The following is a 24,936-nucleotide window of genomic DNA, read 5'->3' as shown; positions in this document are numbered from 1 at the left end:
AATATGTTCGATCTTACCGGCATGACCGCCCTCGTCACCGGCGCCTCGGGCGGCATCGGTTCGGCCGTTGCACAGGCGCTGGCCGCGCAGGGCGCGCGGCTTGCGGTGTCGGGCTCCAACGCCGACAAGCTCAATGCCTTTCGCGAGACCCTCGGCGGCGATCATGTCGCGCTGCCGTGCAATCTCGGCGATGCTGCGTCGGTCGATGCGCTCGTTCCTTCGGCGGTCGATGCGCTCGGCGGGCTCGATATTCTCGTCAACAATGCCGGCGTGACGCGCGACAACCTCATCATGCGGATGAAGGACGAGGAGTGGATGGACGTCATCCGTATCAATCTTGAAGCGAACTTCCGCCTCGCGCGCGCTGCCGCAAAGCCGATGATGAAGGCGCGCTTCGGCCGCATCATTTCGATCACCAGCGTCGTTGGCGCGACGGGCAATCCGGGGCAGGCCAACTATGCCGCGTCGAAGGCCGGCGTCACCGGCATGACCAAGGCGCTGGCGCAGGAATTGGCGAGCCGAGGCGTCACCGCGAACTGCGTCGCCCCGGGCTTTATCTCAACCGCGATGACCGCCGACCTGCCCGATGCGCAGAAGGAAGCGCTGAACCAGCGCATTCCCGCCGGCCGGATGGGCGAGGGGAGCGATATCGCCGCCGCCGTCGTCTATCTTGCGTCGAAGGAAGCGGGCTATGTCACCGGGCAGACGTTGCATGTGAACGGCGGGATGGCCATGCTGTCCTGACGGGCGATCCATCCAGGACAGAAAGACGAGTCGATGATCAAGGGTTTGATGGCAAGCGCCGCGCTGGCGCTGGCAGCGCTGCCCGGAGTGGTTGCGGCGCAAGAGGGTGAGAAGCTCGATTGCGTCACTGCCTCGGTGCCGGCCGACACCAAGGACTCTATCGGCGAGGCGATGGCGGGCGGCGGGGACGAAACGTCGCGTGAGGCGCTGTTCAAGAATCTGGCCGCAGTGACCGATAGCTGCGTTGCCGCGCACGGTATCACCGCCGAGCAGAAGGGCATTTATTTCGATTACAGCCTAGCCCGCATCTCGCGCGAATGGCTGGGAGCGGATATCGGAAAGCTCAATTTGTCGCCGACCGTGGTCGACAAGGCGCTCGATTTCGGTCCGACCGGCGCGAACCCCGATCTGTCGGGGGACATGACCGAGGATCAGATCATGAAGATCGTCCAGGCCTATATCGACGCGGGCGTCGATATCGAAAAGATCGACGGCTCGGTCTGGGAAAAGGTCGGCGCCTATGCGGCGGCGACCTCGATCTACTGGAACAAGCGCAAGCTGCTCGCGCCATGAAGCCGAACGGGCCGGGTCCGGTTCAACCGGACCCGGCCCTCGGGACGAGCGGCGGGAGGGGTTAGAAGCTCGCCCGGGCCGTCAGGCGGAAATCGCGGCCCGCCAGCGGCACATAATCCTTTGTAAAGCTTGCATGGCGGCGCGCTTCGACGTCGAAGATATTGTTCGCCGACAGGCTCAGCGTCAGATTCTTCGTGTCGGGCAGCGGGCGCCAGCTCAGCGAGGCGTTGACTAGTGTGAAGCCCTTGGTCGGCGTTTCGAACTGCGCGGTGCGGTTCTGGTCGTCGGTCCATTCGACCTCGGCGCGGGCGTCGATACGCTCGCCCTGCGCTTCGAGCCCGCCAAGCACGCGCAGCGGGGGAATGCGCGGTACGTTGCGGTCGAGACCGGCATTCTTGATCTTGGCGCGCGTCATGTCGGCGGTGACGTCGCCGACGATGTTGAACCCGCCGATCTGCGCCAGCCGGGCGCTCCCTTCGGCCTCGAAGCCCCAGACCCGGGCGTCACGCTGGAAATACTGGAAAACGGGCAATTCGTCTTCCTCGGCGCCCGTCGCGGCCGAATAGACGAAATTGTCGAACCAGTTCGAATAGCCCGTCAGGCTGAGGTTGAAGGCGTCGGACTTGAACTTGAACGAGGCCTCGGCGCCCCAGTTGGATTCGCGCTTCAGGTTCGGGTCGCCGACCTCGAAGCTCTGTGTCGCGATATGCGGTCCATTCGACAGCAGTTCCTCGGCCGACGGCGCGCGGACCGCGCGCGATACCGAAACGCCGAATTTTCCGCCTTCGAACAGGTCATAGGTCGCGCCAAGCGCGCCCGAGAAGCTGTCGAAGCTGCGGTCGAAACCCACCGCCTGCGCGCGCACATTCGTCTTTTCATAGCGCGCCGCGGCTTCAAGGCCGAGCGGTCCCGCCGTATATTCCTGCAGCGTGAAGAGCGCGAACTGGTCGGTCAGATTGCGCGGCACGAACGCCTCGGCGCCGATCGCGTCGAAATCGCGGTGATTATATTGCACACCGCTCGCGCCGCGCCAGCCGCCGCGGTCGTTCTGCGCCAGCTCGATCCGGCCCTCGACACCCTGGTTGGTAAAGACGGTGCCGACCTCGTCGCCTTCGAATTCGGTGTGTTTGTAATCGGCAAAGCCCGCACGGATGCGCAGCTTGCTGAAGAAGCCGTCGCCCAGTTCGACTTCGCCGCGCAGGTCGGCGCGCCATTGCTTCATGCCGATCGTGACGGGGCCTTCGCCATGGTCATGGCCGCCTTCTTCCTCTTCGCCGCCGTGGTCGTGTTCGGTGTTCGGCCGATCGGGAACGCCGTAATTGGTATCGAAATAGCCGACCGAGATGCCGAGCTGTCCGCCGTCGTTGATCAGCGATATCCCGCCGCCGGCGGTCCAGGTTTCGCTCTGCGTGTTGTCGATCTTGCCGCGCTTGCCGGCCTGTGCGGTCAGCTCGGCCGCTTCGTCGAGGTGCCCCTCTTCGACTTCATGTTCTGCGAGGTGGAGCAGGTCGCCGCGGATATCGGGGGCATAGACGAAGCCGCCGCTGCGCGTATCGCCGGTCTTGCGCCAGCTGCCGTCGAGGTGGGCGACGATCTGCGGGCTGAGTGCGACGTCGATCGAGCTGCCGATGTTGCGGTCGTTCGCTGCGGTCGCATAGCCGCCGATTGCATCGATATGGACATGGTCGGCGGGAACCTTGCGCGGGATGCGGCGGTCGAACAGGTTGACCGCGCCGCCGATCGCCTGGCTGCCGAACAGCAGCACTGCGGGGCCGCGAAGGATCTCGACGCGCTCGACGGTCAGCGGGTCGATCGTGACGGCATGATCGGCCGACGTGTTCGATGCGTCGATCGAGCCGATGCCGTCGGTCAGGATCTTGACGCGTTCGCCCGAAAAGCCGCGCAGCACGGGGCGCGATGCGCCGGGGGAAAAGCTGGTCGCCGAAACGCCGGGTTGCCGGGTCAGCGTGTCGCCGATCTGGCCGCGAATGTCGCGTGCCAGTTCATCGCCCTCCAGCACCGATACGTTGCCGAGGATGTCGAGGCTGCGGACATAGGGTGCGGTGACGACGATCGGCCCGCCGGCATGCACATCGTCGTCGCTGCTTGCCGCGGCGCTGTCTTGCGCGAAGGCGGGGGCGGCGAGGAAGAGGGCGAAAGTGAAACCGGCGGAGCAAAGCAAACGCATTAGGGGAGAATCCTGTTCTATGGCGACCTGTTCGCGTCGCAGTAATGATATACTGTTACAGTGGCAACCCTCGGCGCGCGCCGGAAATGTCGTTCGTCGGACCTCATTGTCCGTTGGTCGACGAAGGTCGAACATGGATGGGGCAAGCGAAGCTGTCTTGCGAGGGGCGGGACGGCGCCCTAGATCATGGGCATGACTATTGCTGCAAACAGCCTCGACCTCATCGGCAACACGCCGCTGGTGCTGCTTCGGGGACCGAGCGAAGCCACGGGCTGCGAAATCTGGGGCAAGTGCGAATATGCCAACCCCGGCGGGTCGGTGAAGGACCGTGCCGCGCTCTATATCGTCCGCGATGCCGAGGCCAATGGAAGTCTGAAGCCCGGTGGCACGATCGTCGAAGGAACGGCGGGCAACACGGGTATCGGCCTCGCGCTCGTCGGTAACGCGCTCGGCTACAAGACGATCATCGTCATGCCCGACAACCAGAGCGCCGAGAAGATGGCGACGATCCGGGCGCTCGGTGCCGAACTCGTGCTGGTCCCCCCGGCGCCCTTCGCCAACCCCGGCCATTTCGTCCACACCTCGCGCCGGATTGCCGAAGAAACCGACAATGCGATCTGGGCGAACCAGTTCGACAATATCGCCAACCGCAAATCGCATATCTTCGGCACCGCAGAAGAGATTTGGGAACAGATGGACGGCCGCATCGACGGCTTTACCTGTGCAGCGGGCACGGGGGGCACGATCGCGGGCACCGGGCTGGGGCTGAAGGCGAAGAGCGCCGATATCGTTATCGCGCTGACGGACCCGCACGGCGCCGGACTCTATAATTATTACCAGTGCGGCGAGCTCAAGGCCGAGGGCAGCAGCGTTGCCGAAGGGATCGGCCAGAACCGGATCACCGCCAATCTCGACGGCGCGCCGATCGACACGCAATTCCGCATCTCGGATGCCGAGGGGCTCGCCGTGGTTCGCCAGTTGCTCGACGAAGAGGGGCTGTGCCTCGGCCTGTCGTCGGGGATCAATGTCGCGGGCGCGATGGCGCTCGCGCGGCACCTCGGGCCGGGGAAACGCATTGCGACCGTGCTCTGCGACAGCGGCTTTCGCTATCTCTCGACGCTCTACAATCCCGAATGGCTGGCAAGCAAGGGGCTGGAGGCGGCGGCATGAGTGTCCGCATCGACATCCCCTCGACGCCCAAGCCGCAACCCGCGCCGCCGCCGGCGCCGGTCAACGATACGATGCGCCGCTTGCAGATCGGCATAGCGGGGGTGCTCACCGTATTGCTGCTCGTCGGCATGGCGGGATTGATCGGCGAACGCGCCCGCGAACGCGCGGGCAGCGATGTCGCCGCCACGGCCGAAGTGAAGATGCCCGGCGATGAACAGAAGACCAGCGGCGCCCCGCTGGAAGAGCTGGGCGTTCAGGCGGTTCAGCCGTCGGCGAAGGACGAAAATGCCGCGACGTCGGTGAAAGTGCCGCAGGCGGCGCCGTCGTCGTCCGCGGTGCCCGACCTCGAACCCGATCCCGCCCTGCAGCGCGCGCGCCAGTCCAAACAGTGATGGCGGCATCGCGCGGGTCGCTGCTGCGCGCGCTCGCCGCCGCGGTCGCGATCGCGGCATTGGCCTGGGTCGCCGGCGGGCAAGCGCTGCTCGGCCGGATCGACCCCGCGCTCGCCGTGCCGCTGCTCGCGCCGCCGATACTGCTGCTTGCCTGGTTTGAGCGCGACAAGCCTGCACGAGCCCGGCTGCAGGCGCTGTTCCTGTTCCTCCTGCTGCTTGCTGCCGGGCAAGCGCTGCTTGGCCTGTCGCTCGCGGGATCCGTCGGGCTCCGGCAACTTCTTGTTGTCATGCTGTCGGGCGGCGTGGCGTCGCTTGTCGCCGATGCGCTCGTTCGCTGGCGCCCGCGCTTCAGGCTGATGCTCTGGGCCACGGCGCTGTTGTTCGCGATCGGCTGGTTCGGGGCAGGGCATATGCTGCTCGCCGCGCTCTACCGCCCGACGCTGGCGCCGACCAACGCGCCTGCCGCCACCATGATCACCGGGCTGCCGCTGCGTTGGGCGGGCGGGGGCGATATTGCAGCGATGATCGTCGAGGGGGCGAATGACGACCCGGCGCTCGCGCGGCTGACCGCGACCGGTCCCATCTCGCTGGTCGACAGCATCGTCGATCATGCCCCGCCACCGCGCGGAGCGCTCCTGCTCGCGCACCCACGCGCACTGGCGCCACAGGAACTGGTCGCGATCGATGGATTTGTGCGCGGCGGCGGACGCGCCGTGATATTCGCCGACGCGCTCTCGGGCTGGCCGGCGCGCCATCCGCTCGGCGATCCGCGCAATCCGCCGGTGACGAGCTTGCTGACCCCGTTGCTGGACCATTGGGGGGTGACGCTGGATGCCGCCCCTGCGCAAGCCGGCGAGGCGCTCCCCGTCGATGTCGATGGCGCGCGGCTTCGCCTGTTCAGCGTGGGGCGGCTGGAGCGGCTGCCCGCGACGTGCCGCGCCTACGCCGATCGCCACGCCGCGCGGTGCCGGATCGGGCAGGGTGAGGTCTGGCTGGTGGGCGATGCCGACCTGCTGTTCGCGCCGCTGTGGCGGCCGCTTGTGCCGGGCGCCGACCATCTGCGGCAGGCCGACACGATGGAATGGCTTTCAGCTCGCCTGTGGCCCGGCGCCGGCCGCGCCGCCCTGCATCCGCTCTGGATTCGCATTCGTCCCAACTGAGTCGGCGGTTTCGCCCCATTTCACCCCGATCGAAGCAATATCGCCGCTGCCCTTGCGCGCCGTGGGACCGGTATTTACCCAATTGGGAGTGGTTTTTGCGGCAAATGGGGTCCATATTCCCTAATCTACCCTAAATTACCCCTTTTCACCCCGATCTATAGTTGATACTCAAGCAATCGGAGAGGGGCATTCTCCACCCATGCCGAACTAGCTGGAATTGCATGATTCCGGGCGCGGGGAAGTTTTGCCCGGTGGCGCGCATACGGGGGGCAGAGCGATGGCGATTGTGACGCCCGGTCAATATGCGGGCACCAATTTCGCCGCGATCGATGGCAAGGGGCGCATTGCCGTCCCCTCACAGTTCCGCAACAATGTGCCCCTCACTGCGGACGGCCAGCGCGTGCTCTGGGTCGGTTTTCACGAAAAGCTGCCCTGCCTCGTCGCTTATGGTCAGGATCAATATGACCGGCTGAACGGCGAGATCGAACGCGACCGCGAAACCGCGCGGCTGCGCAACCTCGATTTCGACGAGGACAGCGAGTTCAAGAAGCGCTTCAGCTATACCGAGCCCTACACGCTCGACGACAGCGGTCGCTTCCTTCCCAGCTTCATCCACCGTGACCGCGTCGGCGATGCCGGCGCGACGGCTTTTGTGGGCTCGGGCCGCCGTCTCGAAATCTGGTGGCTGCCGACCCTGGCCGAATGCGCCGAGGCCGATCCCGTGCTCCAGCGTCTCGCGGCGTCGTGGGACGCGACGAAAGGGAAGGGGCGCAAGTGACCGACCTGCCCAGGGATCCCCGTCACGATCCGGTCCTCCGTGAAGAAGTCATCGCCGCGCTCGCCATCGCCCCGGGTGAGCGCCATGTCGATGCGACCTTCGGTGCCGGCGGCTATACCCGCGCGATGCTCGCCGCGGGCGCCGACGTCATTGCCTGCGACCGCGATCCCGACGCGATTGCCGAGGGGCAGGCGCTGGTCGAGGAGGCCGATGGCAAGCTCACGTTGATCCACGGCCGCTTCAGCGAGATCGACCGGCTGCTCGCCGAGCGCGGCATCGACGCGATCGACGGCATCACCTTCGACATCGGCGTGTCGTCGATGCAGCTCGACCGCGATGAGCGCGGCTTCTCGTTCCAGAAGGACGGGCCGCTCGACATGCGTATGGCACAGGAGGGCGAAAGCGCCGCCGACTGGCTGAACAGCGCCGACGAGGCCGAGATCGCCGACGTGCTTTTCCATTATGGCGACGAACGCCAGTCGCGCCGCGTCGCGCGCGCGATTGTCGCGGCGCGCCCGCTAACGCGCACCGCCGAACTCGCGACGGTGATCCGCAAGGCGCTGCGCCATCCCCCCGGCGCGCCCAAGGATCCCTCGACCAAGAGCTTTCAGGCGATCCGCATTCATGTGAACGGCGAACTCGACGAGTTGATCGCCGGGCTCAACGCCGCCGAGCGATTGCTGCGTCCCGGCGGCCGGCTGGCGGTCGTCAGCTTCCACAGCACCGAGGACCGGATCGTGAAGAACTTCCTGCGCGAACGCAGCGGTGGCGATGCCGCGGGTTCGCGTCACCGGCCCGCGCCGATCCCTCTGGCGCGGGCCGCAACTTTCGAAACCCCGGCGCGCAAGGTGCGCCCGGGCAAGGCCGAAGAGGCGCGCAACCCGCGCGCCCGCTCGGCGACGCTGCGCAGCGCGATCCGGACAGCCGCTCCGGCGCATTCGGTTCAGGGAAATTCAGGGAAGGAGGCGATGTCATGCTGATGGCGGCCCGCAAACTCCAGGGGATCGGCCTAGTCCTGCTCGTGCTCATCTTCGCGATGATGCTCTATCCCGTGTCGCTGAAAGTCGCGGCGACGCGCAGCGAACTGACGCGTATCGAGCGGCAGATCGACCGCGCGCGCGACAATATCCGCTACCTTGAATCCGAACTCGCTGTGCGCGCGTCGATGCGCCAGCTCGAACAGTGGAACGCCGACACCTTCGGATATTCGGCGCCCGACGCGGGGCAATATCTCGAAAGCGAACGCCAGCTTGCCTCGCTCGACCGCTTGCCGCGCGCGCGCGGTGCCAATGAAGTCGCGCCGGTGCTCATGGCGATGGTCTCCCCCGTCGGGACGCCGCCCGCCGCGGCCGGTGCGGCGCCGAAAGAGGGCCCGGCGGCAGCCAAGCCGGCGGCGACCAAGCCCGTGGTGCTCGCGCAGGCTGAAACGGCGATCCGCAGCGATGTGGCGCCGCGGATGGCGCCGACGCGTCGCCGCGAACAGCTCAAGATGATCGAAGATCAGCTCCTCGCCGAATCGACGCTTGCCGACCTCAAGCGCGCGGCGGCCGCCGAAGCGGCGGGAGGCAAGTCCGGCCGATGAACACGCTGGTCGTCCGTCCAACGCGGGTCCGAACCGCCGGGGTGCGGCAGCAGATATTGCTGACCGCACAACAGCGTTTGATGATCCTTATGCTGCTGTTCATGGCGGCATTTTTGGTTGTGTCGGTGCGGCTCCTCTATTTCGCGCTGTTTGACAGCGGATCGAGCCGCGCGACGGCGACGGCCTTCGTTCCGGCGCGCGCCGATATCGTCGACCGCAACGGCGTGCCGCTGGCGCGCACGATCGATGGCTATTCGATCCGCGTCGTCCCGTCGAAGCTGCTCAACAACCGGCAATATCTTGCCGACGAGCTTCACAAGATTTTTCCCGACACGCCGCGCGAGGAATTGCTGGCAAAGGTCAGCGGTCCGCGCCCGACCTATATTCGCCGCCGCGCGCTGCCCGATCAGGTCGCCGCCGTGAATGCGATCGGCGACGTCGGTTTCGATTTTCCGCGGGAAAAGGAACGCCTCTATCCGCAGTTGACGCTGGCGGCGCACGTTCTCGGCTTCACCGATGCCGAGGGGCATGGCGTCACCGGCGTCGAAGGCGCGTTCGACCAGCGGCTGATCGACAAGGCGACGCGCGGCGATCCGCTTGCGCTGTCGATCGACGCGCGCGTGCAGGGCGTGCTCGAAAGCGAACTCAGCGCCGCGGTCGCCAATCTGGAGGCTATCGGGGGCGCCGGCGTCATCCTCGACGTCCACACGGGCGAGATCGCGGCGATGACCTCGCTCCCCACCTTCAATCCCAACAAGCTGACCGGCAGCGACGCATCGACGCGGCGTAACGCCGTCACTTATAATCTCTATGAGCTTGGCTCGACCTTCAAGCCGCTCTCGATCGCCGCCGCGATCGACGATGGCGTGGTGACGAACATGGCGCGGCGTTACGATGCGACGGCGCCGCTGCCGATCGCCGGTTTCCGTATCCGCGACAGCCACCCCGGCCGCTGGTACAATGTGCCCGAAACGCTGATCGAAAGCTCGAACATCGCAACCGCGCGGATCGCCGACGAACTCGGCCGCGAGAATCTGGAACGGCTTTTCCGCAATCTCGATTTCGACAAGCGTCCGCAGATCGATCTCAAGGAACGCGCCTTTCCGCTGTGGCCCAGGGATTGGGGCCGCGTGACGACGATGACGACCAGCTATGGTCACGGCATTGCAGTGACGCCGATGCACCTTGCGAGCGCTTATGCGGCCCTCGTGAACGGCGGCATTTATCGCCCTGCGACGCTGATGAAGCTTGGCGACAAGGCGCCGCCGCAGGGCCGCCGCGTATTCAAGGCCGCGACCAGCGCGCGGATGCGCCAGCTGCTTCGCCTTATCGTCTCGGACGGAACCGGCAAGCAGGCGAACGCGCCGGGCTTCCGCGTCGGCGGCAAAACCGGATCGGCCGAAAAGCCGGGTGCGGGCGGCTACCGCCGCCACTCGCTCGTTTCGACCTTCGCGGCGGCTTTCCCGATGGACAGCCCGCGCTATGTGGTGATCGTGATGATCGACGAGCCCAAGGGTAACGCCTATAGCTCGGGCCAGCGTACCGCCGGCTGGACCGCGGCGCCCGTCGTGCGCAAGGTGGTGACGCGCGCCGGCCCGATGCTCGGTGTCTTCCCCGATGAAAGCCGCGACGTCGATGTGTCGGAGCTTCTCCCGCTTCTGCGCCGGGGCGAGGAAACGCACTGATGCGTCTCGCCGCGCTGCTCGATAATCAGGGGCTGGAGGGCAGCGATCCCGTCGTAACGGGACTCGCGATCGATCATCGCAAGGTTGCGCCGGGCACCGTCTTCGGCGCCTTTGTCGGCGAGAAATTCAATGGTGAGGATTTCATCGCGGCCGCGGTCGAGGCGGGGGCCGTCGCGATCGTCGCGCGTCCCGAGGCCGTGGTACAAGGCGCCGTGCATATCGCCGACGCCAACCCCCGCCGCGCCTTCGCGCATATCGCGGCGCGCTTCTTTCACCGTTTTCCTGCAACCTGCGTCGCGGTGACGGGCACCAACGGCAAGACGTCGACCGTCGAAATGACGCGCCAGCTGTGGCGCATGGCCGGGTTCAACGCCGCATCGATCGGGACGCTTGGCATCACGACGTCGCAGGACAGCGCCTCTACGGGGCTGACGACGCCAGACATCGTCACATTCCTGTCGAACATGTCGGGCCTCGCGGTCGAGGGTATCACCCACGCGGCATTCGAGGCGTCGAGCCACGGTCTCGACCAATATCGCACCGAAGGTCTGGCCGTAAAGGCGGCCGCTTTCACCAACCTCAGCCACGATCACCTCGATTATCATGGCACGATGGACGCCTATCTCGCGGCGAAGCTGCGGCTCTTTTCCGAAGTCGTCGAACCCGGCGGCGCGGCGGTGGTATGGGCCGACGACGAATATTCGGCGCGCGTGATCGATGCCGTGACCGCGCGCGGCGTCCGCCTGCTGACCGTCGGTACCGGGGGCGAGATGCTCCGCCTCGTGTCGCGCGAACCGACGCAGCTCGGCCAGTCGCTCGTCATCGCGGCGGGCGATCTCACGCAAAAGGTCGATCTGCCGCTGATCGGGGCCTATCAGGTCGCCAACGCGCTTGTGTCGGCGGGCCTTGTCATCGCGACCGGCGGCGACGCGGCGCAGACGCTTTGCAATCTCGCGCGGCTTCAGCCGGTGCGCGGTCGCCTCGAACGCGCGGCGATCACGCGGACCGGCGCGCCGGTCTATGTCGATTATGCCCACACGCCCGACGCGATCGAAGCCGCGCTCGACGCGCTGCGTCCGCATGCCGGCGGCCGCCTGATCCTCGTCTTTGGCGCCGGCGGCGACCGCGATCAGGCGAAGCGGCCCGAAATGGGCCGGGTCGCGACTGCCAAGGCGGATGTGCTCATCATCACCGACGACAATCCGCGCGGCGAAGATCCGGCCGTCATCCGCGACGCGATTGCCGCCGCCGCACCCGGTGCACAGGTCATCGGCGACCGCCGCTCCGCGATTGCGGCCGCCATCGCCGAAGCCCGCGCCGAAGACATCGTCTGCATCGCGGGCAAGGGCCACGAACAGGGCCAGATCGTCGGTCGCGGCGACGCCATGCGGGTCATTCCCTTCGACGATGTCACCGTCGCGCGCGAGGTGGCGGCATGAACCCGCTCTGGACCGCGCGCGCTATCGCGGCCGCCACGGGTGGGGCCGCCAGCACCGACTTCACCGTACAGGGCGTCGCCTTCGACTCGCGTGAGGTCACGAAGGGCGACCTCTTCGTCGCGATGAAGGGCGAGGTCGCCGACGGCCATGCCTTCATCGACAAGGCGATTGCCGCCGGCGCCGCGGGTATCGTCTGCGAAGCTGCGATCGACCATCCGCACGTCCGCGTCGCCGACAGCGTTGCAGCGCTGAACGCGCTTGGCGTCGCATCGCGTGCGCGCAGCCATGGGCGCATCATCGGCGTCACCGGCTCGGCGGGCAAGACGGGGACGAAGGAGGCGCTGTTCGCTGCGCTCGATCGCTTCCGTCCGGGCAAGGCGCATCGTTCGGTCAAAAGTTACAACAATCATGTCGGCGTGCCATTGAGCCTCGCACGCATGCCATCGACCGCCGATTTCGGCGTGTTCGAAATGGGGATGAACCACGCGGGCGAACTTGCCGAATTGACGCGCATGGTGCGCCCTCACGTCGCCATCGTCACCACCATCGCCCCCGCGCACATGGAATTCTTCAGCGGCGAAGAGGCGATTGCGGATGCGAAGGGCGAGATTTTCGAGGGGCTCGAACCCGGCGGCACCGCGATCGTCCCGTTCGACAGCCCGCATTATGCGCGCCTTCGCGCCAAGGCCGAACAACATGCCGCCCATGTCGTGAGCTTCGGTCTCGGCGAGGGAGCCGACGTGCGCGCGGTCGACTGGCTTTCGGACGGCAAGGGCGGCTCGCTCGTCACCGCGCAGGTGCAGGATTCGCTGCTCTGCTTCACCATCGCGCAGGCCGGCGCGCACTGGGTCGCCAATTCGCTGGCGGTGCTGGCTGCGGTCAAGGCGGTCGGCGGCGACCTGCCCGCCGCGGGCCTCGCCTTCGCCGAAATGGGCGGGCTCGCAGGGCGCGGGGCGCGTCATCGTGTCGCCGTACCCGGCGGCCATATCCTCGTCATCGACGAAAGCTACAATGCCAATCCGGCCTCGATGGTCGCCACGATCGACCAGTTCGGAACCGAATCCGCCGACCGCAAACTCGCGATTCTCGGCGCGATGAAGGAACTCGGGCCGGGCGGTGACGCCTATCATGCGGGTCTGGCCGCTCCGCTCGTCGCGGCGGGAGTGCAATTCGCCCTGCTTGTCGGCGAAGAGATGGCGCCCCTCGCCAAAGCGCTTGAGGGACGCGTCGATTTCGAGCATGTGCCCGCCCACTCGGCCGCGGTAGGGCGGCTGAAGGATCTGATCCGTCCGGGCGACGCCGTGCTGGTCAAAGGGTCGAACAGCGTCGGATTGTCACATGTCGTGACGGCGCTGACCAACGGGGACTATTGATGCTTTACTGGCTGGCGGAATGGCTTGGCTTTCCGGGGGCTCTCAACCTCATTCGCTACCTGAGCTTCCGCTCGGGCGCAGCGGTTGCGACCGCGCTGATCATCGGGCTGTGGATCGGCCCGCGTTTCATCCTGATGCTGCGGATGCGGCAGGGGAAGGGGCAGCCGATCCGCGAAGACGGCCCGCAGAGCCATCTCGCGAAAAAGGGCACGCCGACGATGGGCGGGCTGATGATCCTCATTTCGCTGATGATCTCCGCGCTCTTGTGGATGGATCTCGAAAACCGCTTCGTCTGGGCGTGCATCTTCGTCACCGGTGGGTTCGCCGCGGTCGGCTTCCTCGACGATCTCGACAAGGTCACCAAGGCCAGCCACCGCGGAATTCCGGGGCGTGTACGCCTGCTGATCGAATTCCTCATCGCGGGCGTGGCGGTGTTCCTGATCGTGTCGCGCACCGGCACCGACCTGTATCTGCCCTTCTTCAGCGGGGTCGTGCTCGAACTCGGTCCGCTATACTATGTCTTCGCGATGGTCCTGATCGTCGGCTTCGGTAACGCGGTGAACCTGACCGACGGGCTCGACGGGCTCGCGACCTTCCCCGTGATCATCGCCAGCCTGACCTTCCTCGTCATCGTCTACCTCTCGGGCAATGTGAAGTTTGCGGGCTATCTCGGCATTCCGCACGTTCCCGGCGCGGGCGAGCTGGCGGTCTTTGCTGCCGCGATTATCGGCGCCTGTCTGGCGTTCCTGTGGTTCAACGCGCCCCCGGCCGCCGTCTTCATGGGCGACACCGGCAGCCTCGCGCTCGGCGGCGCGCTCGCGACGATCGCAGTGACCGCGCAGCACGAGCTGGTTCTCGTGCTCGTCGGCGGGCTGTTCGTGGTCGAGGCGTTGTCGGTGATCATCCAGGTCTTCTGGTACAAGCGCACCGGCAAGCGCGTGTTCCGCATGGCGCCGATCCACCATCATTTCGAGCAGCTCGGCTGGCCCGAATCGACCGTCGTCATCCGCTTCTGGATCGTCTCGATCGTCCTCGCGCTCGCAGGGCTCGCGACCTTGAAACTCCGGTGATCTCCTCGCGCGTCTTTGCCGGTCGCCGCTATGCGGTGCTGGGACTGGCGCGTTCGGGCCTCGCGACGGTCGAGGCGCTCATCGCCAGCGGCGCGGGCGTGACCGCGTGGGACGACCGAGAGGAAGCACGCGACGATGCGATGGCGCTGGGCGCCGATATCGGAAATCCGATCGAGATCGACCTGATCGGTTTTGCGGGCGTCGTCGTGTCGCCCGGCGTGCCGCTGAACCGTCATCCGATCGCCGCGCACGCGCGCGAAGCGCATGTGCCCGTGATCGGTGACGTCGAGCTGTTCGCCGAAGCACGCGGCAATCTACCCGCGCACAAGGTCGTCGGCATCACGGGAACGAACGGCAAGTCGACCGTCACCGCGCTGGTCGCCCACATGCTCGAAAGCGCCGATATTCCCACGCTGATGGGCGGCAATATCGGCCTGCCGATCCTCAGCCGCGATCCGCTTCCCGAAGGCGGCGTCTATGTGCTCGAACTCTCGAGCTACCAGATCGATCTTTCGCACAGCCTCGCTTGCGATGTCGCGGTGCTGACCAATCTCAGCCCCGACCACCTGGATCGTTATGACGGCTTCACCGGCTATGCGGCGTCGAAGGAGCGGCTGTTCAGCCTCCAGCATCAGGGGCAGGTCGCGATCGTCGCCATCGACGATGATCCGTCGAAGATGATCGCGAGCCGCATCAACCATCGCCTCCACCGCGTGTCGGCAAAGGATGTCGACCCGGTCGACCAGTCGCGCTGGCCTGCATTGCAGGGGCCGCACAATGCCCAGAACGCCGTGTGCGCGATCGCCGTGTGCCGCGTACTGGGGCTAAACGACGAACAGATCGAACGCGGTCTTGCGACCTACAAGTCGCTGCCGCATCGCATGGAATTGGTCGGCGAAGTCGGGGGGGTCAGCTGGTTCAATGACAGCAAGGCTACCAACGCGGCTTCCGCTGCACCGGCGCTGGCGGCTTTCCCGCCGGCGCCGGACCAGCGTTTGCACTGGATCGCGGGGGGCAAGGCCAAGGGCGACGGGCTCACCGCGTGCCGTCCCTGGTTCGGCCACGTCAAACGCGCCTATCTGATCGGCGAGGCGATGGAGCCCTTCGCGGCCGAGATCGGCGATGCGATTCCGGTCGAGCGGTCGGGAGATCTGGCAACGGCGGTGCAACAGGCGGCGGCAGCGGCAAAGCCGGGCGATATCGTCCTGTTGTCGCCGGCCTGCGCGTCGTTCGACCAGTTCAGCGATTATGAGCAGCGCGGCGATGTCTTCCGCGCGGCGGTACGGATGCTCGGGGCATGAGCGGGGGGGATAATTTGGACGCAACCGAACGCCCGGTGATCGCCGCCACGCGCACCACGAAACGCCGCGGCCCGCGCCTCAGCCGCGCCGACCGCACGCCGCTCGGCCTCTGGTTCTGGGAAATCGACCGCGTCCTCCTGCTCCTCGTGTCGATCCTTGTCGCGGTCGGGCTCGTTGCGGTTGCCGCGGCCTCGCCCGTCGCGGCACAGAAGCTCTCGACCTCGACCGCGTCGCTCGACCCGCTCTATTATTTCTATCGCCAGCTGATGTGGGTGATGGTCGGCGTACCGGTAATGCTGATGGTGTCGATGCTGCCCAAACCACAGGCGCGGCGTTTCGCCATTTACGGCACTATCGCCTTTCTCTTCCTCCTCTTCATGGTGCCGCTGATCGGTACCTCGGTGAACGGCGCGCAGCGCTGGATCGGCAGCGGGGTGTTCCGCCTTCAGCCGTCGGAGTTCCTGAAGCCCTTTTTCGCCGTGTCGCTCGCGTGGGTGCTGTCGCTGCGGCTTCACGACCAGAGCCTGCCCGTCGTGCCGCTCGCGGCGGCGCTTACGGGCGTGATCGCATTGCTGCTGATGGGGCAACCCGACCTTGGACAAACGATCATCTTTGCCGCGACCTGGTTCGTGCTCGTCCTCGTTGCGGGGCTGTCGATGCGGATCATGGGGGCGCTGGCGGGGGCGGGCGTCGTCGGCATCGTGCTCGCCTATTTCTTCTACCCGGTCGCGCAGCAGCGCATCAACATCTGGCTTTTTGCCGAGGGTGACAGCTTTCAGGTCGATAAGGCGCATGCGACGCTGACCGCGGGCGGCCTTATCGGCACCGGCCCCGGCGCGGGGCTCGCCAAATTCCAGCTTCCCGAAGCGCACACCGACTATATCTTCTCGGTCATCGGCGAAGAATTCGGGATGATCGCATGCATCGCGATCGCGGTGCTTTATCTTGCGATCATCGTGCGTGTCCTCGTCCGCCTGCTCGACGAGGATGACAGTTTCCTGATCCTCGCGGTTGCGGGCCTGATCGCGCAGTTCGGTGGACAGGCGGTGATCAACATGGCGGTGAACACGCAAATCTTCCCTTCAAAGGGGATGACCCTGCCCTTCATCAGCTATGGCGGCTCGTCGTTCATCGCTTTGTCGATCGGCATGGGTTTGCTCTTGTCGCTGACCCGCCGAAACCCCTATGCGGCACGGGTATCGATGACCCGAAACTGGAACAAGAAATGAGCGCCCCGAAATGACCGCGACGCGCCACTTCCTTCTCGCTGCCGGCGGGACGGGGGGACATATGCTGCCTGCTTATGCCCTTGCGGGCGAACTGATCGCGCGCGGCCACCGCGTCGCGCTGGTCAGCGACGATCGCGGCCTCCGGATTCCCGGTTCGCCGGCCGAGATGGAGACGCATGTTCTTCCCGCCGGTCGCGTGTCGGGCGGTCCCGTCGGCTGGCTCAAGGCCGCGCTTGCCATCCGCAAGGGGCGGCGTATGGCGATCGACCTGATCGATGAATTCGATCCCGCCGTCGTCGTCGGCTTCGGCGGCTATCCCTCGCTTCCCAGCCTGCTTGCTGCCGGCGCGACGAAACGGCCGCGCGTGCTCCACGAACAAAATGCCGTGCTGGGCCGCGTCAATCGCATGATGGCGCCGCGCGTCGATGCGGTCGCGGTCGCCTATCATAATATTCAGCGCTATCCCGACGGGCAGGAAGCAAAGCTGCACATCACCGGCAATCCGGTGCGGGACGAGATTATCGCGATACGCGACGACGGTTTTCCGCCGCTTTCGGAGGATGGGATTTTCCGCCTGCTCGTGGTCGGCGGCAGTCTCGGCGCAACGATACTCAGCGAAGTCGTGCCCGCCGCGATCGCGATGCTGCCGCGCGCGCTGCTCGACCGCCTGCAGGTCGTGCAGCAATGCCGCGAGGACGATATCGAGGCGGTTCGCGCAAAATATGCCGAACTCGGCGTCGCCGCCGAATGCGCATCCTACATCAAGGATTTCCCGGAACGGCTGCGTTGGGCGCATATGGTCATCGCACGCGCCGGTGCGTCGACCGTCGCCGAACTCGCTTGCGCCGGGCGTCCGGCGATCTTCGTTCCCTATCCCAGCGCGATGGACGATCATCAGACCTATAATGTCGTCGATCTGGTTCAGGCGGGCGGGGCGATCGCCTTCCCGCAGCCCGATTTCACGGCGGCGGAGGTCGCGAAGCATATCCAGCGTATGGCGCTCGAACCCGGCGCGCTCGAAGAGGCGGCCGAACGTGCGGCAAGCTGCGGCTTGCCCAATGCGACGCGTGACCTTGCCGATCTGGTCGAATCGCTTGCTGCACCGCCGATGATGGATGTGATCCGCGTCGGCGCCGCGTCGCGCAGCGCAGCGGTCGCGGGCGGCGTTGCCGCTACCCGCGCGGGAGATAATTGATGCGCGGCGTTGCGACCGATATCGGCACGATCCACTTCATCGGCATCGGCGGCATTGGCATGTCGGGGATTGCGGAGGTGATGCACAACCTCGGCTATCAGGTGCAGGGCAGCGACATCGCCGACAGCTACGTCGTCGAGGGTCTGCGCAAACGCGGGATCAAGGTCGCGATCGGCCATGAAGCGTCGAACGTCGATGGCGTCGCGGTCGTCGTGACCTCGACCGCGGTCAAGCGCGGCAACCCGGAGGTCGAGGCTGCGCTTGCGAACCGCATCCCGCTCGTTCGCCGCGCCGAAATGCTCGCCGAGCTGATGCGTCTCAAATCGACCGTCGCGATCGCGGGCACGCACGGCAAGACGACGACGACCAGCCTCGTCGCGGCGTTGCTCGACGCGGGCGGGATCGATCCCACCGTGATCAACGGCGGCATCATCAACAATTACGGCTCGAACGCGCGCCTCGGTGCGTCGGACTGGATGGTGGTCGAGGCCGACGAAAGCGACGGCAGCTTCCTGCGCCTCGATGGAACGATCGCGGTCGTCACCAATATCGATCCAGAGCATCTCGATCATTATGGCAGCTTCGATGCGATCAAGGATGCGTTCGTCGAGTTTATCGAGAATGTGCCCTTCTATGGCGCCGCGATGCTCTGCCTCGATCATCCCGAGGTGCAGGCGATCATCCCGCGCATCCGCGACCGCCGCATCGTGACCTATGGCTTCTCGGCGCAAGCGGACGTGCGCGGTACCAATGTGACGCCGGGCCCCGACGGCAACCGCTTCGATGTCGTCGTGCGCGACCGCGACGGGAACAGCCGGACGATCGAGGGCATCCACCTGCCGATGTCGGGCCGCCACAATGTCCAGAACTCGCTCGCCGCGATCGCGGTGGCGCTGCACATGGGCGTCTCCGACGACAAGATCGTCTCGGGCTTCAACGGTTTTGCCGGGGTGAAGCGCCGCTTTACCAAGGTCGGCGAGGTCGCGGTCGAGGGCGGCGTCATTACGGTGATCGACGATTATGCCCATCACCCTGTCGAAATTCGTGCCGTGCTGTCGGCGGCGCGCGAAGGGGCAGGGGCCGGGCGCGTCGTCGCCGTTGTCCAGCCGCACCGTTTCACGCGCCTGCGCGATCATATGGACGATTTCCAGCAGGCGTTTAACGACGCCGACATGGTGCTCGCGCTGCCCGTCTATACGGCAGGCGAAGCGCCCATCGACGGGGTGACGTCGGATGCGCTGGCGGGGGGGCTGCGCGATCGCGGCCACCGTCACGCGTCGACCGTTGCCGACGCCGCCGCACTGGCTGCCAGCGTCGCCGATGCCATTCGTGCGGGCAATCTCGGCGCGGGCGACATGATCATCTGTCTCGGCGCGGGCGACATCACCAAAATGGCGGCGGGCTTGGCCGCCGCGGTCGAGGCGGCATGAGCGCTGCCGAAACCCTTCCCGCCGTGCGCGGCAAGCTGACGGCGAAGGCGCCGCTGGCGCCGCTCGTCTGGTTCAAGTCGGGCGGTCCGGCCGACTGGCTGTTCGAGCCCAAGGATGCCGACGATCTCGCCGATTTCCTGCGCGATCTCGATCCCGCCGTGCCGGTGATGGCGCTCGGGCTCGGGTCGAACCTGATCGTTCGCGATGGCGGCTTTCCGGGCGTCGTCGTCCGGCTGGGAAAAGCCTTTGCGAAGGTCGAGGCGGTCGATACGACGGTGCTGCGTTGCGGCGGCGGTGCATCGGGCATTCTCGTTTCCTCGACAGCGCGCGACGCGGGCATCGCCGGCATGGAGTTTTTGCGGTCGATCCCCGGCACCGTCGGCGGTTTCGTGCGGATGAACGGCGGCGCCTATGGCGGCGAGGTCAAGGATATATTGATCGACTGCGACGTCGTGCTGCGCTCGGGCGAACAGCGGACGCTGCCGCTCGCCGATCTCGGCTACACCTATCGCCACAGCGAATTGCCCGAGGGTGCGGTCGTTATTGGCGCCACCTTCCGCGGCCGCCCGGGCGAACCTGCAGCCATCCAGGCCGAAATGGACCGCATCTCGGCGAGCCGCGAGGCGTCGCAGCCTTTGCGGTCGAAAACCGGCGGCTCGACCTTCAAGAATCCCGACGGCCACAAGGCGTGGCAGCTCGTCGACGAGGCCGGGTGTCGCGGATTCGCGGTCGGCGGCGCGCAGGTCAGCGAGAAGCACACCAATTTCCTCATCAACACGGGAGAGGCGACGAGCGCCGACATCGAAGCGCTCGGCGAGGAAGTCCGCCGCCGTGTGAAGGACAAGAGCGGCGTCGAACTGCAATGGGAAATTCAGCGCGTAGGAGTGAAGAAGTGAGCCGGGGCCCGTGGCATGTCGCCGTCCTGATGGGGGGCTGGTCCGCCGAGCGCGAAGTGTCGCTGATGAGCGGCAATGGCGTCGCCGACGCGCTGGAATCGCGCGGGCACAAGGTCACGCGCATCGACATGGACCGCGACGTCGCCTTGCGGCTCGCCGAGGCGAAGCCCGATGTGGTGTTCAACGCGCTCCACGGCGTCCCGGGCGAGGATGGCACCGTGCAGGGCATGCTCGACCTGATGGGTCTCAAATACACCCACAGCGGGCTCGTCACTTCGGTGATCGCGATCGACAAGGAATTGACCAAACAGGCGCTCGTGCCGCATGGTATCCCGATGCCGACGGGGACGATGGTCGACAGCGAAAGCCTCTTTTCCATCGACCCGCTGCCGCGCCCCTATGTGCTGAAACCCGTCAACGAAGGCTCGTCGGTCGGCGTTGCGATCGTCAAGGACGACAGCAATTACGGCAACCCGATCGCGCGCGACGCTGTCGGCCCCTGGCAGGAATTCGACCGCCTGCTCGCCGAACCTTTTATCAAGGGCCGCGAGCTGACCGTCGCGGTGCTCGGCGACACGCCGCTGGCCGTCACCGAACTGCGCGTCAAATCGGGTTTCTACGACTATGACGCCAAATATACCGACGGCCTGACCGAGCATGTCTGCCCCGCCGACGTCCCCGCCGACGTCGCGCAGCGGATGAAGGATCTGGCGCTGCAATCGCACCGCCTGCTTGGCTGCAAGGGCGCCTCGCGCTCGGATTTTCGCTGGGACGACGAACATGGCCTCGCGGGCATCTTCCTGCTCGAGGTCAACACCCAGCCCGGCATGACGCCGCTCAGCCTTGTGCCCGAACAGGGACGCGCGGTGGGCATGGATTATGCCGAACTGGTCGAACGCATCGTGGGGGAAGCGTTATCATGAGCAAGACACAGATCAAGCGCGGGAAGGCGCCGCCGCGCCGGCCGACGCGCGCGCCGAAGAAGCGGCGGAAGGTGCAGCAGTCGCGCCTCAATGCGATCATCAACGCGTTGCCGGTCAGCCCGCAGCGGTTGCAGAAGGTCGCCAACTGGACGATCGGGCTCAGCCTGTGCGCGGTGGTCGCGATTGCCGCGCACGCGACGGGCGTGACCGCGAAGGTGCATGAGGAATATGCGCAGGCCGTCGGCCGCGCTGGGTTCCAGGTCAAGAAGGTCGAGGTGGTTGGCGCCGACCGCATCGACCGGCTCAAAGTCTATGACATCGCGCTTGCGCAGAAGGATCGCTCGATGGCGGCGGTCGATCTGGAAGATGTGCGCGGCGACTTGATGAAATATGGCTGGATCAAGGACGCGCGCGTGTCGCGGCGCCTGCCCGACACGCTCGTCGTCGATATCGTCGAACGCACCCCGGCGGCGATCTGGCAGCATAATAATCGCCTGTCGCTGATCGACGACAAGGGCGTCGTGCTCGAACCCGTCACGGTCGCGACGATGCCCGACCTGCCGCTCGTCATCGGGCCGCGGGCGAACCAGCGTTCGCAGGATCTCGACCGGTTGCTGACCGAGGCGAGCAGCCTCAAGGAATTGCTCGCGGGCGCGACCTGGGTCGGCAACCGCCGCTGGGATCTGCGTTTCCGCAGCGGCGAGACGCTCTCGCTTCCCGAGGGTGAGGCCGAGGCGAAGGCCGCGCTCGCCAAATTCGCGCATATGGACGGCGCCAACCGGCTGCTCGGCCGCGGCATCCTGCGTTTCGACATGCGCGACCCCGCACGCTTCGTGCTCCGCCTGCCGCATGAGGGACAGGTCGCCCCCGCGAAGCTCGACGATGCGCGTGCCGCGGTCGACGCCGTCGCCGCCGCCAGCCAGTCGAACGAAGGATAAGCCGATGCCGCCGCCGCGCATCGAAAAGATCATCACCGCGCTCGATGTCGGGTCGTGGAAGGTCTGCGCGCTGATCGCGGGCCAGACCGCCGATGGCGCGTTGCATGTGCTCGGTACCGGCCAGCGCGAAAGCCGCGGCGTCCAGCGCGGTTATGTCGCCGACATGGAGCAGACCGAGCATATCGTGCGCGAGGCGATCGAGCAGGCCGAACGCATCGCAGGGCTCAATATCGACGACGTCTGGGTCAGCTTCTCGGCAGGCGGGCTCCTCAGCGATGTCGCGCCGATCGAAAGCGAACTCGGCGGCCACCGCATCGAGCAGGAGGACATCGACGACCTGCTCGCCGCGGGCCGCGCGGGCATCGATCCCGAGGGGCGCATGATCCTCCATGCCCAACCCGCGCTCTACACGCTCGACGGCCTCACCGGCGTCAAGAACCCGATCGGCCTCCACGCCGATCGCCTCGGCGTCGATATCCATATCATCATGGCCGACGGCGCGCCGGTGCGGAACCTCGAGTCCGCCGTCCGTCAGGCACATCTCGACGTCAACGCCGTCGTGGCGTCACCGATCGCCGCGGGGCTCGCCTGCCTGTCGGACGAGGAACGCGACCTCGGCGTCGCACTTGTCGAGCTTGGCGCAGCGGTGACCACCGTTTCGCTCTATGCCGGCGGCATGCTCGTCGAAATGGCATCGCTGCCTTTCGGCGCCAGCGACATCACCGACGACATCGCCTCGGCTTTCGGCATCCGCCGCAGCCAGGCGCAGCGGCTGCAAAGCTTCTATGGCTCGGCATCGGCGTCGCCGCGCGACAATAACGAGATTATCGAACTCGAACCCGGCGCGCCGTCGGGCAGCGATTCTCCGCGTATCACGCGGGCGCAGCTTGTCGCGGTGATCCGCCAGCGGCTCGACGCGATGATGGGCGAGATCGGCCGGACGCTGAAGGATCTGCACTTCGTCGGCCCGATCGGGCGGCAGGTAGTGCTCGTCGGCGGCGGCGCCGACCTCAAAGGCATCGCCGACTATACACAGGTGGCGCTTGGCCGCGCCGCGCGCGTCGGGCGACCGCGCGGCTTGCACGGCCTGCCCGATGCGCATAGTGGCCCCGCTTTCGCGACGCTCGCGGGTCTGGTTCTCTATGCCGCATCGGACCCCGTCGACCTGCGCGACCTGCCGATGATGGCACAGGATGTGTACAAGCCGGCGGGGACTTCGATCCTCCACCGCCTCATGGCGGCACTTAAGAGCAGTTTTTGAATGATACGCGACGAAAAGGTTAATTTTTTGGGTGATTCCCACGTCACAATAGTGCAATGCGGTAACAGAAAACCGGGCGGACGGACTACCGCCCGATCGGGTCGCAAGGTTGGGGAAGCGGCACCTGTCCGCCGCTGCAGGGAGACTATTTGATGAGCATCAATATTGGCCCGCCGCAGGTCGACGAGCTGAAGCCGCGCATCGCGGTGATCGGCGTCGGCGGCGCGGGCGGCAATGCCATCGCAAACATGATCGCGGCACGTGTCGAGGGCGTCGATTTCGTCGTCGCGAACACCGACGCGCAGGCGCTGAACGCTTCGCCGGCCGAACGCCGCATCCAGCTGGGGACGCAGATCACCCAGGGTCTGGGCGCCGGCTCGCGCCCCGAGGTCGGCCGTGCGGCCGCCGAGGAAAGCATCGCGCAGGTCGAAGAGGCGCTGAACGGCGCGCATATGTGCTTCGTTGCGGCGGGCATGGGCGGCGGCACCGGTACGGGTGCGGCGCCGGTCATCGCCAAGGCGGCGCGCGACCGCGGCATCCTGACCGTCGGCGTCGTGACCAAGCCCTTCACTTTCGAAGGCAACCGCCGGATGCGTTCGGCCGAAGCCGGCATTGCCGAGCTTCAGGATCATGTCGACACGCTGATCGTCATTCCGAACCAGAATCTCTTCCTCGTCGCCAACCCGAACACGACCTTCAAGGAAGCGTTCACGATGGCCGACGAAGTGCTGCAGCAGGGCGTGCGCGGCATCACCGACCTGATGGTCATGCCCGGCCTCATCAACCTCGACTTCGCCGACGTGCGCAGCGTGATGCGTGAGATGGGCAAGGCGATGATGGGCACCGGCGAAGCCGAAGGCGACGGCCGTGCGCTCGAAGCGGCGCAGAAGGCCATTGCCAACCCGCTGCTCGACGGCGTGTCGATGGCGGGCGCAAAGGGCGTCATCATCTCGATCACCGGCGGCGAGGACATGCGCCTGATGGAAGTCGACGAAGCCGCGAACCATATTCGCGAACTGGTCGATCCCGACGCCAACATCATCTGGGGCAGCGCGTTCAACGACAGCCTCGACGGCAAGATTCGCGTGTCGGTCGTCGCGACCGGTATCGACGGCACGGGCGAAGCGGCGCAGGCCGCACCTGCGACGCGCAGCTTCTCCTTCGCTCCCGCGCGCGCTGCAACGCCCGCGCCGGTGGCCGAAGAGGTCGTCGAACCCGCTGTCCAGGAAGAGCCCGTTGTCGAAGCTCCGGTCGCTCAGGACAATGATCCGGCGCCCGGCTTCTCGCTCGGCGACACGGCCGAACCCGCCGCGGCCGAAGAAGAGCCGATGGAATTGTCGCAGGTCGCCGCGACCTATGACGATACCGCCGACGAACTCGTGCTCGACGCGCCCGAAGCGCCGGCCGAATATCGCTCGTCGCCCGCTGCCGAGGCTCCGGCCGAATCGCCCGCACGCTCGGTCGGCGGTGGCACCTTGTTCGAACGCATGTCGCGTCTCTCGCGTGGGGCTTCGGCACCCGAAAGCGACGATGGCGGCAAGGAAGACGGGGTCGATATCCCGCGCTTCCTCGGGCGGCAAAACAACCAGTAACAGGGCTATCGCGCGGC

Annotated in this window: 22 protein-coding genes; 21 read left to right on the top strand and 1 reads right to left on the bottom strand. The window is 66.3% G+C overall.

What is annotated here, in order from left to right; genetic code table 11:
• Positions 1-3 precede the first annotated feature (3 nt).
• Positions 4-744: a 3-oxoacyl-[acyl-carrier-protein] reductase gene (gene fabG, locus BLW56_RS01705; RefSeq protein ID WP_093508944.1), complete on the top strand. Its 741-nt coding sequence runs from the start codon at positions 4-6 to the stop codon at positions 742-744.
• Positions 745-777: 33 nt separating this feature from the next.
• Positions 778-1,317, top strand: a complete 540-nt coding sequence (locus BLW56_RS01700) for a hypothetical protein (protein ID WP_093508943.1) — start codon at positions 778-780, stop codon at positions 1,315-1,317.
• Positions 1,318-1,378: 61 nt separating this feature from the next.
• On the opposite strand, the gene BLW56_RS01695 is transcribed toward BLW56_RS01700, so the two are convergent.
• Positions 1,379-3,505 carry a TonB-dependent receptor gene (locus tag BLW56_RS01695; RefSeq protein WP_093508942.1) on the bottom strand — a complete coding sequence of 709 codons (2,127 nt, stop codon included), beginning with the start codon at positions 3,503-3,505 and terminating at the stop codon, positions 1,379-1,381.
• 192 nt (positions 3,506-3,697) lie between these two features.
• On the opposite strand from BLW56_RS01695, the gene BLW56_RS01690 reads away from it, so the two are divergent.
• The 19 genes from BLW56_RS01690 to ftsZ all read left to right on the top strand — a co-directional run bounded on the left by BLW56_RS01690 (position 3,698) and on the right by ftsZ (position 24,919).
• Positions 3,698-4,675, top strand: a complete 978-nt coding sequence (locus BLW56_RS01690) for a cysteine synthase A (RefSeq protein ID WP_093510729.1) — start codon at positions 3,698-3,700, stop codon at positions 4,673-4,675.
• The gene (locus BLW56_RS01685) at positions 4,672-5,067 is read left to right on the top strand and encodes a hypothetical protein (RefSeq protein ID WP_093508941.1); all 396 of its coding nucleotides are present in this window, start codon (positions 4,672-4,674) and stop codon (positions 5,065-5,067) included. The genes BLW56_RS01690 and BLW56_RS01685 overlap by 4 nt, the downstream gene beginning before the upstream one ends.
• Positions 5,067-6,227 (top strand): Gldg family protein, encoded by a 1,161-nt coding sequence (locus tag BLW56_RS01680; RefSeq protein WP_093508940.1) that lies wholly within the window; start codon positions 5,067-5,069, stop codon positions 6,225-6,227. The genes BLW56_RS01685 and BLW56_RS01680 overlap by 1 nt, the downstream gene beginning before the upstream one ends.
• Positions 6,228-6,504: 277 nt before the next feature.
• Positions 6,505-7,005: a division/cell wall cluster transcriptional repressor MraZ gene (locus tag BLW56_RS01675; RefSeq protein WP_093508939.1), complete on the top strand. Its 501-nt coding sequence runs from the start codon at positions 6,505-6,507 to the stop codon at positions 7,003-7,005.
• Positions 7,002-7,985: a 16S rRNA (cytosine(1402)-N(4))-methyltransferase RsmH gene (gene rsmH, locus BLW56_RS01670; RefSeq protein WP_093508938.1), complete on the top strand. Its 984-nt coding sequence runs from the start codon at positions 7,002-7,004 to the stop codon at positions 7,983-7,985. The genes BLW56_RS01675 and rsmH overlap by 4 nt, the downstream gene beginning before the upstream one ends.
• On the top strand, positions 7,979-8,587 hold the full coding sequence (locus tag BLW56_RS01665) for a hypothetical protein (protein WP_093508937.1): 609 nt from the start codon (positions 7,979-7,981) through the stop codon (positions 8,585-8,587). The genes rsmH and BLW56_RS01665 overlap by 7 nt, the downstream gene beginning before the upstream one ends.
• The gene (locus BLW56_RS01660) at positions 8,584-10,272 is read left to right on the top strand and encodes a peptidoglycan D,D-transpeptidase FtsI family protein (RefSeq protein ID WP_093508936.1); all 1,689 of its coding nucleotides are present in this window, start codon (positions 8,584-8,586) and stop codon (positions 10,270-10,272) included. Before BLW56_RS01665 ends, BLW56_RS01660 begins: the two co-directional genes overlap by 4 nt.
• On the top strand, positions 10,272-11,711 hold the full coding sequence (locus BLW56_RS01655) for a UDP-N-acetylmuramoyl-L-alanyl-D-glutamate--2,6-diaminopimelate ligase (RefSeq protein WP_093508935.1): 1,440 nt from the start codon (positions 10,272-10,274) through the stop codon (positions 11,709-11,711). Before BLW56_RS01660 ends, BLW56_RS01655 begins: the two co-directional genes overlap by 1 nt.
• Positions 11,708-13,084, top strand: coding sequence for a UDP-N-acetylmuramoyl-tripeptide--D-alanyl-D-alanine ligase (gene murF, locus BLW56_RS01650; RefSeq protein WP_093508934.1), 1,377 nt, complete (start codon positions 11,708-11,710; stop codon positions 13,082-13,084). The genes BLW56_RS01655 and murF overlap by 4 nt, the downstream gene beginning before the upstream one ends.
• Positions 13,084-14,154 carry a phospho-N-acetylmuramoyl-pentapeptide-transferase gene (gene mraY, locus BLW56_RS01645; protein WP_093508933.1) on the top strand — a complete coding sequence of 357 codons (1,071 nt, stop codon included), beginning with the start codon at positions 13,084-13,086 and terminating at the stop codon, positions 14,152-14,154. Before murF ends, mraY begins: the two co-directional genes overlap by 1 nt.
• Entirely contained in the window at positions 14,151-15,455 is a 1,305-nt protein-coding gene (murD, locus tag BLW56_RS01640; protein ID WP_093508932.1) for a UDP-N-acetylmuramoyl-L-alanine--D-glutamate ligase, read from the top strand. The genes mraY and murD overlap by 4 nt, the downstream gene beginning before the upstream one ends.
• Positions 15,452-16,684: an FtsW/RodA/SpoVE family cell cycle protein gene (locus tag BLW56_RS01635; protein ID WP_177175754.1), complete on the top strand. Its 1,233-nt coding sequence runs from the start codon at positions 15,452-15,454 to the stop codon at positions 16,682-16,684. Before murD ends, BLW56_RS01635 begins: the two co-directional genes overlap by 4 nt.
• Positions 16,685-16,694: 10 nt before the next feature.
• Positions 16,695-17,879 (top strand): undecaprenyldiphospho-muramoylpentapeptide beta-N-acetylglucosaminyltransferase, encoded by a 1,185-nt coding sequence (murG, locus tag BLW56_RS01630; RefSeq protein ID WP_093508931.1) that lies wholly within the window; start codon positions 16,695-16,697, stop codon positions 17,877-17,879.
• Positions 17,879-19,309: a UDP-N-acetylmuramate--L-alanine ligase gene (gene murC, locus BLW56_RS01625; RefSeq protein ID WP_093508930.1), complete on the top strand. Its 1,431-nt coding sequence runs from the start codon at positions 17,879-17,881 to the stop codon at positions 19,307-19,309. The genes murG and murC overlap by 1 nt, the downstream gene beginning before the upstream one ends.
• On the top strand, positions 19,306-20,205 hold the full coding sequence (gene murB / locus BLW56_RS01620) for a UDP-N-acetylmuramate dehydrogenase (protein ID WP_093508929.1): 900 nt from the start codon (positions 19,306-19,308) through the stop codon (positions 20,203-20,205). The genes murC and murB overlap by 4 nt, the downstream gene beginning before the upstream one ends.
• A complete protein-coding gene (locus BLW56_RS01615) occupies positions 20,202-21,128 on the top strand; it encodes a D-alanine--D-alanine ligase (RefSeq protein ID WP_093508928.1) in 927 nt (308 codons plus the stop codon). Before murB ends, BLW56_RS01615 begins: the two co-directional genes overlap by 4 nt.
• Entirely contained in the window at positions 21,125-22,066 is a 942-nt protein-coding gene (locus BLW56_RS01610; RefSeq protein WP_093508927.1) for a cell division protein FtsQ/DivIB, read from the top strand. Before BLW56_RS01615 ends, BLW56_RS01610 begins: the two co-directional genes overlap by 4 nt.
• 4 nt (positions 22,067-22,070) lie before the next feature.
• On the top strand, positions 22,071-23,327 hold the full coding sequence (gene ftsA / locus BLW56_RS01605; RefSeq protein WP_093510727.1) for a cell division protein FtsA: 1,257 nt from the start codon (positions 22,071-22,073) through the stop codon (positions 23,325-23,327).
• Positions 23,328-23,479: 152 nt separating this feature from the next.
• Entirely contained in the window at positions 23,480-24,919 is a 1,440-nt protein-coding gene (gene ftsZ, locus BLW56_RS01600) for a cell division protein FtsZ (RefSeq protein ID WP_093508926.1), read from the top strand.
• Positions 24,920-24,936: the final 17 nt, after the last annotated feature.

The sequence above is a fragment of the Sphingopyxis sp. YR583 genome (assembly GCF_900108295.1).
In the GTDB taxonomy this organism is placed as follows: Bacteria; Pseudomonadota; Alphaproteobacteria; order Sphingomonadales; family Sphingomonadaceae; genus Sphingopyxis.
This window is presented reverse-complemented; position numbering and strand designations above follow the sequence as displayed.

Bases quoted from the DNA above. Each gene is read 5' to 3' on its own strand.
- BLW56_RS01680 (WP_093508940.1), top strand. From the start codon at position 5,067: ATGGCGGCATCGCGCGGGTCGCTGCTGCGCGCGCTCGCCGCCGCGGTC.
- BLW56_RS01635 (WP_177175754.1), top strand. From the start codon at position 15,452: ATGAGCGGGGGGGATAATTTGGACGCAACCGAACGCCCGGTGATCGCC.
- BLW56_RS01665 (WP_093508937.1), top strand. From the start codon at position 7,979: ATGCTGATGGCGGCCCGCAAACTCCAGGGGATCGGCCTAGTCCTGCTC.
- mraY (WP_093508933.1), top strand. From the start codon at position 13,084: ATGCTTTACTGGCTGGCGGAATGGCTTGGCTTTCCGGGGGCTCTCAAC.
- murG (WP_093508931.1), top strand. From the start codon at position 16,695: ATGACCGCGACGCGCCACTTCCTTCTCGCTGCCGGCGGGACGGGGGGA.
- BLW56_RS01675 (WP_093508939.1), top strand. From the start codon at position 6,505: ATGGCGATTGTGACGCCCGGTCAATATGCGGGCACCAATTTCGCCGCG.
- murC (WP_093508930.1), top strand. From the start codon at position 17,879: ATGCGCGGCGTTGCGACCGATATCGGCACGATCCACTTCATCGGCATC.
- murB (WP_093508929.1), top strand. From the start codon at position 19,306: ATGAGCGCTGCCGAAACCCTTCCCGCCGTGCGCGGCAAGCTGACGGCG.
- fabG (WP_093508944.1), top strand. From the start codon at position 4: ATGTTCGATCTTACCGGCATGACCGCCCTCGTCACCGGCGCCTCGGGC.
- BLW56_RS01695 (WP_093508942.1), bottom strand. From the start codon at position 3,505: ATGCGTTTGCTTTGCTCCGCCGGTTTCACTTTCGCCCTCTTCCTCGCC.
- BLW56_RS01690 (WP_093510729.1), top strand. From the start codon at position 3,698: ATGACTATTGCTGCAAACAGCCTCGACCTCATCGGCAACACGCCGCTG.
- BLW56_RS01685 (WP_093508941.1), top strand. From the start codon at position 4,672: ATGAGTGTCCGCATCGACATCCCCTCGACGCCCAAGCCGCAACCCGCG.
- BLW56_RS01700 (WP_093508943.1), top strand. From the start codon at position 778: ATGATCAAGGGTTTGATGGCAAGCGCCGCGCTGGCGCTGGCAGCGCTG.
- murF (WP_093508934.1), top strand. From the start codon at position 11,708: ATGAACCCGCTCTGGACCGCGCGCGCTATCGCGGCCGCCACGGGTGGG.
- BLW56_RS01660 (WP_093508936.1), top strand. From the start codon at position 8,584: ATGAACACGCTGGTCGTCCGTCCAACGCGGGTCCGAACCGCCGGGGTG.
- BLW56_RS01610 (WP_093508927.1), top strand. From the start codon at position 21,125: ATGAGCAAGACACAGATCAAGCGCGGGAAGGCGCCGCCGCGCCGGCCG.
- BLW56_RS01655 (WP_093508935.1), top strand. From the start codon at position 10,272: ATGCGTCTCGCCGCGCTGCTCGATAATCAGGGGCTGGAGGGCAGCGAT.
- ftsA (WP_093510727.1), top strand. From the start codon at position 22,071: ATGCCGCCGCCGCGCATCGAAAAGATCATCACCGCGCTCGATGTCGGG.
- ftsZ (WP_093508926.1), top strand. From the start codon at position 23,480: ATGAGCATCAATATTGGCCCGCCGCAGGTCGACGAGCTGAAGCCGCGC.